The following is an 11,866-nucleotide window of genomic DNA, read 5'->3' on the forward strand; positions in this document are numbered from 1 at the left end:
TAGACGGCCGCGCGGGGTAAACGATCGCGCGGGCTACGCGACCGCGCGGGCGCGAGTGGAGGTGGGCGGGGACATGCTGCTCCTACGCTCGGATGCGCGACATCTTGGGGTCGTACAGCGGATCCTGCCGGACCACCGCCGGCACCCAGCGGTCGAAGACGCCGACCTCCACCGGAGTGCCGGTCGGCACGTCGCCGGGCAGGTAGGCGTACGCGATCGAGGCGCCCACGCGGTAACCGAACCCGCCCGACGTCACCCGGCCTGCTGGTACGCCGTTGATCCGGACCGGCTCGCTGCCCAGGCAGACGGTGCCCGGGTCGTCCAGAACCAGGCAGCGCAGCACGCGCGGAGGCGGGCCGGCGTCGCGTTCGGCCAGCAGGGCGTCGCGGCCCAGGAACGGCTTGCCCCACTGGACGAACGTCGCCAGCCCGGCCGCGATGGGACTCGTGTCCGTCGTGAGATCGCTGCCCCAGACGCGGTACCCCTTCTCCAGGCGCATTGAATCGATCGCGCGGTAGCCCGCCGGACGCATCCCGTGCGGGCGCCCCGCCTCCTGCAGGAGGTCCCATAGGGTCAGGACGTACTCGGTCGGGGCGTACAGCTCCCAGCCCAGCTCCCCGACGTACGTCACGCGCTGCGCCAGCACCGGCACCGGGCCGACGAACAGGTTGACGGCGCGCATGAACTTGAAGTCCGCGGGCGCGAGCGACGTGTCGGTCAGCGGCTGGAGGATGTTGCGCGCGCGGGGGCCCCAGAGGCAGAGGCAGCCGTACGCGCCGGTGACGTCGTCGACGATCACGTCGAAGTCCTCGGCGAGGGCGTGCTTGCGGATCCAGTCCGCGTCCCTGACCCCGCTCGCAGTGCTTGTGACCAGGCGAAAGTGCGATTCGCCGAGCCGGGTGACGGTCAGATCGGCCTCGATCCCGCCGCGGGTGTTCAGCATTTGGGTGTACGTCAAGCTGCCCGTCGGTCGCGCGACGTCATTGGCGCACAGGCGCTGCAGCAGGTCCAACGCGTCGCGTCCGCGCACGTCGAGCTTGGCGAACGAGGACTGGTCGAACAGGCCCGCGGCGCGCGCGGTCGCGGCGACCTCACCGGCGATCGCGGGCGACCAGTTGCGCCCGGCCCAGCCCTTCGGGCGCTGCGCCTCCGGGGTCAGGTCGGCGTTGGTGCCGAACCAGTTGACCCGTTCCCAGCCGGCCTTCTCGCCCAGCGCCGCGTCGAGCTCGCCCAGCCGCGGCCAGACGGCGGAGCGGCGCAGCGGTCGCGCGGTCGCCCACTCCTGGCCGGGGTAGACGACGTCGTAGTACCGCGAGTACCCGTCCAGCGCGCGGGCGCCCGCCCACCGCCGGCTCCCCGCATACCGGCCGTACCGCCGCACGTCCATCGTGGACACGTCGTACTCGGGCGTGCCGTCGGCGATCCATTCCGCCATGACCTTGCCGACGCCCCCGGCCGCGGCCAGCCCGTGCACGCAGAATCCGGCCGCCACCCAGAACCCCGCGACAGGCGTCTCGCCGAGCAGGAACTCGCCGTCGGGCGTGAACGCCTCCGGGCCGTGCACGACGCGCGCGATGTCCAGGGCGCGCAGCTCGGGGACGCGGTGGCGGGCGTTGGCCCACGACTCCGCGAACTTCGCCATGTCCGGCTCGAACAGGGTCCGCGCCCGGTCCAGCGGGGCGCCCGCCTCCGGCTGCCAGGGGGAGGGGTCACGCACATACCCGCCGACGAGCAGCCCGGTCTCGTCGGCGCCGCGGAAGTACACGATGCGGTCCGGATCGCGCACGGTCGGGATGTCCATCGTGGACGCGTCGGACAGCGGCGCGGACACGACGTACTGGTGCTTGATCGGCACGATCGGCAGGTCCACGCCGGCGAGCCGGCCCACGTGGCCCGCGGCCGCGCCGGCCGCATTGACCACGACGTCAGCCGCGACCGCGCCCGCGTCGGTGACGACCCCGCGCACGCGCCCGCCCTCGACCGTGACACCGGTGACCCGCGTGCCCGTGACGATGCGTACCCCGAGCCGCTCGGCGCCGGCCGCGAGCGCGGTGCCCAGCCGGGCCGGCTCCAGCCACCCGTCGCCCGGGAGCCAGCCCGACAGCCGCACGTCGGCCACGTTGAGCAGCGGCAGCCGATCGACGGTGGCGGCGGGCCCGAGCAGCTCCATCTCCAGCCCGTACGTCGCCGCCGAGCTGGCCTGCCGCCGCAACTCCTCGACCCGCTCCGAACTGGTCGCCAGCCGCAGCCCGCCGACCCCCCGCCATCCGGGGTCAAGCCCGGTGAGCTCCCGCAACTCGGCGTAGAGCCCCGACGAATACATGATCATGCGAGTCTGGCTGACCGTTGACCGCAACTGCCCGACAAACCCTGCCGAGTGCCACGTCGTTCCCTCGGTCAACTCGTGCTGCTCGATCAACAGAACGTCGGTCCACCCGAGCCGCGCAAGGTGATAGGCAATCGAGCACCCCGCAACCCCGCCCCCGATCACCACAGCCCGCGCCGAAGCCGGCAACGCGTCACCCACCACATCCCTCGCATCCGCGCGCACTGCCGTAGGCCGATCCGCGCCCGCGCCCCCGCGGACTGCCGCAGCACGGTCCGCGTCCGTGCGCACTGCGGCAGGTCGGTCCGCGTCCGCGCGCTCCGCGTCCGCGCGCTCCGCCGCAGGCAGATCCGCGCCTGCGCGCACTGCCGCAGCATGGTCCGCGTCCGCGCGCGCTGCTGTAGGTCGCTCCGCGGCCGCGCGCTCCACGTCCACGCCTGCGTCCGCGCGCTCCGCGTCCACGCCTGCGTCCGCGCGCACCGCGGCAGGCTTGTCCGCACCCGCACCCGCGTCCACGCCCGCGTCCGCGCGCACTGCGGCAGGCTTGTCCGTGTCCACGCCCGCGTCCGCGCGGACGGCGGCGGGACGATCCGCGCCCTCGCCCGCGCGCACCGCCGCGGCACGGTCCGCGTCCGCGCGCACCACGGCAGGCGGGTCGGCGTCCGCGTCCGCGTCCGCGTGCGCTGCGGGAGGTCGGTCCGCGTCTGCGCGCGCTGCAGTAGGTCGGTCCGCGTCCGCGCGTACTGCGGCAGGTCGGTTTGCGCCCGCGTCCGCGTCCGCGGGTGACGGCGCGGGGTGGGGAGTGGACGCGTCCGCGCGTGACGGCGTCGGAGGGGGTGGCGGTGTGGTTGAGCTGGGTGCAGGCGTCGGTGTGGTCGGGCGGGGTGAGGGGGATGGCGTGGACGCCCCTGTGGGGATGGGGGGCTGGGGTGGGAGGTTCAGGGCCGAGGGCTTCTCCGCGGGCGGCTGTGGCCGCGGGGGCGTCTCGATCGACATCGTGTGATTGTGGCCCAATACCACACGGCGGAAAAGGTCTGAACATGTGCCACTTGTTTCCGGGGAGTAAACGTGAGGATCGCTCTTGACGTGCGCCTGACGGCGGCGTTAACTCGGTGCCACCATGACGCCGATCACTAGAGAACAGCCGGGCTAAAGGACTGGCTTCGTCTCTATTCGGCCGGCGGATCGCGGCGAAGGGGCCCGGAGCCATGAGTGCGGTGCCGTCCATCGCGGACCTGCTGGAGCGGGTTCCGTCGTGGGTGGGGCGCGCGGTCGAGTGGCAGCGGTTGCAGGGCGGGCTTTCCCATCACGTGTACCGGGTCGATGTCGATCAGGTGCCCTATGTGCTGCGGGTGCTGGAGCCGCAGGTGTCCGCGGTCGGGCTCGGGATCGCGCCCGCGCGGGAGATCGCCAACACCGAGACGGCCGCGGAGAGTGTCGGGCCGCAGGTGTACGCCACGCTGCCCGACGTCCCCGCGATTGTGCTGGAGTTCCTGCCCGGGCGCACGCTCGCGGCGGCGGACGTGCGCCGGCCCGTGGTGATTCCTGCGCTGGCCGAGGCCTGCCGGCGGTTGCACGCGGGGCCGGCGTTCGGCAACGACTTCGACATCTTCGGCAAGCGGGCGGAGCTGCTGGAGGTGTGCCGGCGCAACGACCTGCCGCTGCCCGACGGCTACCGCGACGGGGACTCCACAGTGGACGCGGTGCGGGAGGCGCTCGACGAGCGTCCGCTCAGAGCCGTGCCCTGCCACAACGACCTGCTCGCGGAGAACTTCATCGCCACGTCCAGCGGCGTGCGCATCATCGACTACCAGCTCTCCGGCAACAACGACCCAGCGTTCGAGCTCGGCGACATCGCCGCCGAGGCGGATTATGACCCGGACCTCACCGGCCTGCTCGCCGAGGCGTACTTCGGCGAGGAGCTCAGCCCTGCGCTGCTGGCGCGGGTCCGGCTGTTCCACATCGCGTCCAACGTGACCTGGGCCCTGTGGTTCACCGTCCACCATGGACTCCTCGCCGCCGCCCGCGGTGAGGACCTGGCGGGCTTCGACTACGCGGCGGAGGCGGCCGACAAGTGGGGGCAGGCGCGCGACGCGCTCGCCGACCCCGCGCTCGGGCGCCTGCTGGGCACGGTGACCGGAAGGAACACCATCACCCCCTAAATTCCTCACCGAGGAGGTGCCATGTCGGCATCGCCGACCCAGGCCGGCCTACCGATCCCGGACGACGACGAGAAGCGGCTCGCCGAACTGGGTTACAAGCAGGAACTGCGGCGCAAGTGGAGCGGGTTCTCCAACTTCGCAATCTCGTTCTCCATCATCTCGATCCTCGCGGGCTGCTTCACGACGTTCGGTCAGGCCTGGATGAACGGCGGCCCGATCGCCATCTCATGGGGCTGGCCGCTCATCTCGATCTTCATCCTGATCATCGGCTTCTGCATGTCGGAGCTGGTGTCGGCGTTCCCGACGGCGGGCGGCATCTACTGGTGGGCCGCCAAGATGGGCAAGCCGGTGCACGGCTGGTTCACCGGCTGGCTCAACCTCGTCGGGCTGGTCGCGGTCACCGCGTCGGTCGACTACGGCTGCGCCACGTTCCTCAGCTACGTCCTGGACGCCTACAGCGGCTGGGACAGCACCAACCTCAACCTGACGTTCCTGCTGTTCGTGGTGATCCTGGCCGCGCACGTGGCCATCAACATCTGGGGTCACCAGATCATCGACGTGCTGCAGAACGTGTCGGTGTGGTGGCACGTGGCGGGCGCGGCCGCGGTCGTGCTCATCCTGGTCCTCGTGCCCGAGCGGCACCAGAGCCTGTCCTTCGTGTTCACCGAGCGATTCAACAACTCCGGCTACTCCGACAGCACCTACTGGTTCCTCGTCCTGCCCTTCGGGTTCCTGCTCACGCAGTACACCATCACGGGCTTTGATGCTTGTGCCCACGTCTCCGAGGAGACGATCGGCGCCTCGAAGGCGGCCGCGCGGGGGCTGTGGCAGTCGATCTTCTACTCGGCGATCGGCGGCTGGATCCTGCTGCTGGCGTTCCTCTTCGCCGCGACGAACGTCGACGCGATCAACGCGGCCAGCGGCAGTTCGGTCGCCGTCTTCGCGACGTCCCTGAGCCCCGGCTTCTACAAGGCGGTCATCCTCATCTCCACCATCGGGCAGTTCTTCTGCGGCATGAGCTGCGTGACGAGCATGTCCCGGATGACGTACGCGTTCAGCCGCGACCGCGCCGTGCCGGGCTGGCGGCTGTGGTCCAAGGTGGACCGCAACGGCACGCCGGTCAACGCCATCATCGGCGCGGCGATCGCGGGTGGCGTGCTGACGCTGCCCGCGCTGTACAAGAGCCCGACCGGCGCGCCGACCGCGTTCTACGCCGTCGTCTCCGTCGCCGTCATCGGGCTGTACGTCGCGTTCCTCATCCCGATCTACCTGCGGCTGCGGATGGGCGACCGGTTCGTCCCCGGGCCGTGGACGCTCGGCAGCAAGTACAAGGTGCTCGGCTGGATCGCGGTGGCGGAGATCGTCGTCGTGTCGATCTACTTCATCCTGCCGTTCACGCCGACCGCGATCCCGGGCAACGAGGGCTTCACCTGGACCGCTGTCAACTACGCACCGCTGGCACTGCTCATCGTGATCGGCGGCGCGGCGGTGTGGTGGTTCGCATCGGCGCGGCAGTGGTTCAAGGGCCCGATCCGGACCATCGACCAGGCCCTGGCCGAGGACACCGCGGTGGCGGCGGGCGACGCGCCCGCGCCGAACGAGCACTAGGGGATGATGGTCTTCGGGCCGGTCCTTCCGGGCCGGCCCGCAGACCTATCGGGGAGGTCGGATGCCGGTGGCGACGGAGCCGCTTTCGGGCGTGCCGATGTGGCGCCCGGTCCGGGGCGGCAACGCCTTCGAGATCACCGTCGCCCGGCTGGCCCAGGCGATCCGGCTCGGCCTCGTGCCGGTCGGCGAACGGCTCCCGCCCGAGCGGGAACTGGCCGAGCGGCTGCAGGTCAGCCGGGTGACCCTGCGGGAGGCGATCGCGGCGCTGCGCGAGGCCGGGTTCCTGGAGTCGCGCCGCGGCCGCTCCGGCGGCACGTTCGTGGTCCGGGCGACAGGCGACGCCGGCGAGCCCGGGCGCGAGCGCAACCCGGTCCAGGACGCGGCCACGCTGGCCCGGGAGATGGGCGACGCGCTGCACGACGCGCTCGACTTCCGCCGGGTGCTGGAGCCGGGCGCGGCCGCGCTGGCCGCCACCCGCGCGCTGTCGGCATCCGACCGGCAGCACCTGGTCGCGTGCCTGAGCGCCGCGCGGACGCGGGACCCGCTGACCCGCCGGGTCAACGACTCGCGGCTGCACCTGGCGATCGCGGCGGCCGGCGGCTCCACGTCGGTGGCGGCGTCGATCGCGGACGTGCAGCTGCGCCTGGACCGGCTGCTGGCCGCGATCCCGGTGCTGCGGCGCAACCTGGACCACTCCGATGCCCAGCACGAGCGGGTGGTCGAGGCGATCCTGGCGGGCGACCCGGCGGTGGCCCGCATCGAGATGGAAGAGCACTGTGACGCCACCGCGGCGCTGCTGCGCGGTCTGCTGGGCTGAGCGCGCGGACGCGTACCAAATATTGCGCGGTTTGTTGGGTTGAGCTTATGGTTTGTTTCTAGACCTTTTAGGGGTAGCGGATGTTGAGCGTTGAGCAGCTGCGCATCGCCGTGAACGATGGCGATATCGACACTGTCGTCGTGGCGGTCACGGACATGCAGGGGCGGTTGCAGGGCAAGCGCTTCCACGCCGCGCACTTCCTGAACGACGTCGTCGCGCACGGCACCGAGGGCTGCAACTACCTGCTGGCCGTCGACGTCGACATGAACACCGTCGACGGCTACGCGATGTCCTCCTGGTCCGGCGGCTACGGCGACTTCGCGATGATCCCGGACTTCGCCACGATGCGGCGCGTACCCTGGCTCCCGGGCACCGCGCTGGTCCTCGCCGACCTGCAACTGCTCGACGGCTCGCCGGTCACCGTGTCGCCGCGGCAGGTGCTGCAGGCCCAGCTGGGCGCGCTGCGCGAGGCCGGGTACTCCGCCTACACCGGCACGGAGCTGGAGTTCATCGCGTTCCGGGAGTCCTACGAGGACGCGTTCCGGCAGGGGTACCGCAACCTCACGCCCGTGACGCTGTTCAACTCCGACTACTCGCTGCTGCAGACGGCCCGGGTCGAGCCGCTGCTGCGCCGCATCCGCAATGACATGGCGGCGGCCGGGCTGACCCCGGAGAGCGCGAAGGGCGAGTGCAACCTCGGGCAGCTGGAGATCGCCTTCCGGTACGACGCCGCGCTGCCCAACGCCGACGGGCACGTGCTGTACAAGAACGGGGCCAAGGAGATCGCCGCTCAGGAGGGCGTCTCGATCACGTTCATGGCCAAGCCGAACGCGCGGGAGGGCAACTCCTGCCACATCCACTTCTCGCTGCGCTCCGTCGGCGGTCCCGCTGACGGGCGCCCCGCGGTCGCGGGCGACGGCGAGCACGGCGTGTCCCCGATGTTCCGCAGCGCGATGGCCGGGATCCTCGCCACGATGCGCGAGTTCACGCTGTTCTACGCGCCCAACATCAACTCGTACAAGCGCTTCCAGGCCGGCTCCTTCGCGCCGACCGCTGTGCGCTGGGGCCTGGACAACCGCACCTGCGCGCTGCGCCTCGTCGGGCACGGCCCGGGCATGCGGGTCGAGAACCGGGTGCCGGGGGCGGACGTGAACCCCTATCTCGCCATCGCCGCCCTGTGCGCGGGCGCGCTGCACGGCATCCGCAACGGCCTGGAGCTCGAGGACGTGTACACCGGCAACGCCTACGAGGACGCGTCCGCGCCCCGGGTGCCGGCCACGCTGCGCGAGGCGCTCGCGCTCTGGGAGGACAGCGCGGCCGCGCGGGAGGCGTTCGGGGAGGACGTCGTCGCCCATTACGCCAACATGGCGCGCATCGAACTGGCAGCGTTTGATGCGGCGGTCACGGACTGGGAGCTCACGCGCGGTTTCGAACGGCTCTAGGCCCTCCGTTCGAGGGTCTGGCTTCATGAGGGGTTGGCATCACCATGCACGACGTCATCTCGCCGGTCGATGAGCAGGTCGTCGCGACGGTACCGTCGCTGACCGAGGCTGAGACCGACGTCGCCATCGAGCGCGCGCACGCCGCGTTCGCCACGTGGCGGGCCGTGTCGCCGGGCGACCGCGCGCGCCTGCTGCGCCGCTTCGCCGCCGTGGTCGATGCGCACAACGAGGAGCTGGCCCAGCTCGAGGTCCGCAACGCCGGGCACACCATCGGCAACGCGCGGTGGGAGGCCGGCAACGTCCGCGACGTCCTCGACTACTACGCGGGCGCGCCCGAGCGGCTCAGCGGCCGCCAGATCCCGGTCGCCGGCGGGCTCGACGTCACCTTCTACGAGCCGCTCGGCGTCGTCGGCGTCATCGTGCCGTGGAACTTCCCGATGCCGATCGCCGGCTGGGGCTTCGCGCCCGCGCTGGCCGCGGGCAACACCGTGGTCCTCAAGCCGGCCGAGCTCACGCCGCTCACGGCGATCCGCATCGGCGAGCTGGCCTTGGAGGCGGGTCTTCCCAAAGACGTTTTGACGGTACTTCCGGGAAAAGGGTCGATCGTCGGGCAGCGCTTCGTCACCAACCCGCTCGTGCGCAAGGTGTGTTTCACCGGCTCAACCGAGGTCGGCAAGCGGATCATGGCCGGCTGCGCCGAGCAGGTGAAGCGGGTGACGCTGGAGCTGGGCGGGAAGAGCTCCAACATTGTCTTCGCCGACGCCGATCTGGCCCGGGCCGCCGCGTCCGCGCCCGGCTCCGTGTTCGACAACGCCGGCCAGGACTGCTGCGCGCGGTCGCGGCTGCTGGTGCAGGCGAGCGTGTACGACGAGTTCATGGCCCTCCTGGAGCAGTCAGTGAAGGCGTTCCGGTGCGAGGACCCCTCCCTGGAGTCGGCGCAGATGGGCCCGCTGATCTCGGCCGGCCAGCGCGACAGCGTCCGCTCCTACGTGGACGACTCCGCGGTGGCGTTCCGCGGCAGCGCGCCCGAGGGCCCCGGCTACTGGATGGCGCCGACAGTGCTCACCGCCGCGTCCGCGCGCGACCGGCACTGGCGCGAGGAGATCTTCGGGCCCGTCCTGTCGGTGCTGCCGTTCGCCGACGAGGAGGAGGCGGTCCGGCTGGCCAACGACACCGAGTACGGCCTCTCCGGCTCGATCTGGACCCGTGACCTCGGCCGCGGCATCCGCGTGGCCCGCGGCGTGGAGACCGGTGCGCTCAGCGTCAACTCGCATTCGTCGGTGCGGTACTGGACCCCGTTCGGCGGCGTCAAACAGAGCGGCCTCGGCCGCGAGCTCGGCCCGGACGCGGTCGCCGCGTTCTGCGAAGTCAAGAACGTCTTCTTCAGCACGGAGGTATAGGTGCAGCCACGTCTGCAGGACCGCGTCGCGGTCATCACCGGCGCCGGCAGCGGCATCGGCCTGGCGACCGCCCGGCGTTTCGCGTCCGAGGGCGCGAAGGTCGTCGCCGTCGACCTGAACGAGGCGGCCGGCAAGGCGGCCGCGCAGGAGGTGGGCGGCGAGTTCGTGGCCGTCGACGTCGCCGACGAGGCCGCGGTCAAGGCCCTCTTCGACGGCGTCGTCGAGCGCCACGGCCGGCTGGACATCGCCTTCAACAACGCCGGCATCTCACCTCCCGACGACGACTCAATCCTGGACACCGGGGTCGAGGCGTGGGAGCGCGTGCTGAAGGTCAACGGCACGAGCGTGTACTTCTGCTGCAAGTACGCGATCCCGCACATGCTCGCGCAGGGCAAGGGCTCGATCATCAACACGGCCAGCTTCGTGGCGCTGCTCGGCGCGGCCACCTCGCAGATCGCCTACACCGCCTCGAAGGGGGCTGTCCTCTCGATGACCCGGGAGCTCGGCGTCCAGTTCGCGCGGCAGGGCATCCGGGTCAACGCCCTCTGCCCGGGGCCGATCGCGACGCCGCTGCTCATGGAGCTGTTCGCGAAGGACCCCGAGCGGGCGCAGCGGCGGCTGGTGCACGTGCCGATGGGGCGGTTCGGGACGCCGGAGGAGATCGCGGGGGCTGTCGCGTTCCTGGCGAGCGACGACGCGTCATTCATCACGGCCTCGACGTTCCTGGTGGACGGCGGCATCACGGGCGCTTACGTGACGCCGCTGTAGCTGCCTGCGCGTCCGCGCGGACGCGCGGACGCGCGGCTTGTGGGCGTGGGCGGCTTGGTATGTCGGTGAGGCGCCAGGCCGCGATGCCGGCACGTCGTCGCGGTGCCGGGGTCGCCGTAGTCGCAGGGGGCTCGCGGTGCCAGGTCATCGCATCGCCGCGTCGTCGCTGCCCCGCTAGACCCGCTGTCCCGCTGTTCCGCGGCGGCGTGGTCTCGCGGTCTCGCGGTCTCGCGGTTTGCGGTCCCGCGGTCTCACGGTTTCGCGGTCTCGTGGCGGCGCGGCGTCGTGGCCGCGGCGTCGCGGTGTGCGGTGCGGTCTGGTCGTGGTCCCGGTGGCTTTTCGTGCGTTGACTGCGACATATGGGACAAAATCGAAGTCGGTGGCTCGGCGGGCCGGGGCGTTACGTACGAGAGAGATGTGAACCAGGATGACCAGGCCGATCATTGGGATCACCGCGTACGCGGAGCAGGCGCGCTGGGGTGTGTGGGACACCCGGGCGGTGCTGGTGCCGGAGGCGTACGTGCGGATGGTGCGGGCGGCCGGCGCGCGGGCCGTCGTGATTCCGCCCGATGACCTCGGTGGGCGCGAGGACGCGGCGGGGCTGGTCGAGCGGCTGGACGGGCTGCTGCTGGCCGGGGGTGCCGACATCGAGCCTGGGCGGTACGGCGCGGAGGCGCATCCGAGCACCGTCACGCGGCCCGATCGCGACGCGGGGGAGCTGGCCGTGCTGCACGCGGCGCTGGCGGTCGACCTGCCCGTGCTCGGGGTCTGCCGCGGGGCGGAGCTGCTGGCGGTCGCGTACGGCGGGTCGTTGATCCAGCACCTGCCCGACGTGCTCGGCAACGGGCGGCACCAGCCGGCGCCCGGGGTCTACGGGGTGCATCCGGCGCGGTTCGCCGCCGGGTCGTGCGCGGAGCGCGTGTTCGGGGCCGCGGACGAGGTGAACTCCTACCATCACCAGGGCATCGACTCGGCCGGCGGGCTCACCGTCACCGGATGGGCCGATGACGACGTGGTCGAGGCGGTCGAGGATCCGGCGCGGCGGTTCGTGCTCGGCGTTCAGTGGCACCCGGAGGAGATGGGCGACGTCCGGCCCTTCGCTGCCCTCGTGCGCGCGGCCGCGAGCCTGGAATCCCCGATCCCCGCCCACTGAACCGCCGCCCGGTCGCGCCGGCGGCCCTCGAGTCGGCGGCTCTTGCGCCGGCGGCCCTCGCGCGCGGTCGCGCTGGCAGCCCTCGCGCGCGGTCGCGGAGGTTCGGGGCGGCCGCTGGTCGGTGAATGGCGCCCCCGCGCGCTGTCGCAAGCCGCGCGCGGTCGCGAGAGATGTTGGTTTCGGATGGTTC

The 11,866-nt window shown here is 71.8% G+C and carries 8 protein-coding genes; 7 read left to right on the forward strand and 1 reads right to left on the reverse strand.

The genetic code is table 11. From position 1 onward, the window contains the following. Positions 1-82 precede the first annotated feature (82 nt). Positions 83-3,322, reverse strand: coding sequence for a GcvT family protein (locus Dvina_RS08480; protein ID WP_246656103.1), 3,240 nt, complete (start codon positions 3,320-3,322; stop codon positions 83-85). Between the two features lie 212 nt (positions 3,323-3,534). Between Dvina_RS08480 and Dvina_RS08485 the strand changes: the two genes are divergently transcribed. From Dvina_RS08485 to Dvina_RS08515, 7 genes are all read left to right on the forward strand, one after another. Then, complete coding sequence (locus tag Dvina_RS08485) at positions 3,535-4,488, forward strand: choline/ethanolamine kinase family protein (protein ID WP_223101859.1); 954 nt, start codon at positions 3,535-3,537, stop codon at positions 4,486-4,488. A 21-nt stretch (positions 4,489-4,509) separates the two neighbouring features. Then, positions 4,510-6,096 (forward strand): amino acid permease, encoded by a 1,587-nt coding sequence (locus Dvina_RS08490; RefSeq protein WP_223101860.1) that lies wholly within the window; start codon positions 4,510-4,512, stop codon positions 6,094-6,096. 61 nt (positions 6,097-6,157) lie between these two features. Beyond that, complete coding sequence (locus Dvina_RS08495; protein WP_223101861.1) at positions 6,158-6,913, forward strand: FadR/GntR family transcriptional regulator; 756 nt, start codon at positions 6,158-6,160, stop codon at positions 6,911-6,913. Between the two features lie 80 nt (positions 6,914-6,993). Next, on the forward strand, positions 6,994-8,355 hold the full coding sequence (locus Dvina_RS08500) for a glutamine synthetase family protein (protein WP_223101862.1): 1,362 nt from the start codon (positions 6,994-6,996) through the stop codon (positions 8,353-8,355). A gap of 44 nt (positions 8,356-8,399) precedes the next feature. Then, positions 8,400-9,755 (forward strand): aldehyde dehydrogenase family protein, encoded by a 1,356-nt coding sequence (locus tag Dvina_RS08505; protein ID WP_223101863.1) that lies wholly within the window; start codon positions 8,400-8,402, stop codon positions 9,753-9,755. Next, positions 9,756-10,523 (forward strand): 3-oxoacyl-ACP reductase, encoded by a 768-nt coding sequence (locus Dvina_RS08510; protein WP_223101864.1) that lies wholly within the window; start codon positions 9,756-9,758, stop codon positions 10,521-10,523. It abuts the gene before it with no gap. Between the two features lie 427 nt (positions 10,524-10,950). Continuing rightward, complete coding sequence (locus tag Dvina_RS08515; RefSeq protein WP_223101865.1) at positions 10,951-11,676, forward strand: gamma-glutamyl-gamma-aminobutyrate hydrolase family protein; 726 nt, start codon at positions 10,951-10,953, stop codon at positions 11,674-11,676. The last annotated feature ends 190 nt before the right edge of the window (positions 11,677-11,866 follow it).

This window comes from Dactylosporangium vinaceum (assembly GCF_019904175.1).
Taxonomy (GTDB): Bacteria; Actinomycetota; Actinomycetes; order Mycobacteriales; family Micromonosporaceae; genus Dactylosporangium; species Dactylosporangium vinaceum.

Excerpts from the sequence above, each read along its gene's own strand:
- Dvina_RS08480 (WP_246656103.1), bottom strand. The coding sequence starts at position 3,322 with ATGTCGATCGAGACGCCCCCGCGGCCACAGCCGCCCGCGGAGAAGCCC.
- Dvina_RS08485 (WP_223101859.1), top strand. The coding sequence starts at position 3,535 with ATGAGTGCGGTGCCGTCCATCGCGGACCTGCTGGAGCGGGTTCCGTCG.
- Dvina_RS08490 (WP_223101860.1), top strand. The coding sequence starts at position 4,510 with ATGTCGGCATCGCCGACCCAGGCCGGCCTACCGATCCCGGACGACGAC.
- Dvina_RS08495 (WP_223101861.1), top strand. The coding sequence starts at position 6,158 with ATGCCGGTGGCGACGGAGCCGCTTTCGGGCGTGCCGATGTGGCGCCCG.
- Dvina_RS08500 (WP_223101862.1), top strand. The coding sequence starts at position 6,994 with ATGTTGAGCGTTGAGCAGCTGCGCATCGCCGTGAACGATGGCGATATC.
- Dvina_RS08505 (WP_223101863.1), top strand. The coding sequence starts at position 8,400 with ATGCACGACGTCATCTCGCCGGTCGATGAGCAGGTCGTCGCGACGGTA.
- Dvina_RS08515 (WP_223101865.1), top strand. The coding sequence starts at position 10,951 with ATGACCAGGCCGATCATTGGGATCACCGCGTACGCGGAGCAGGCGCGC.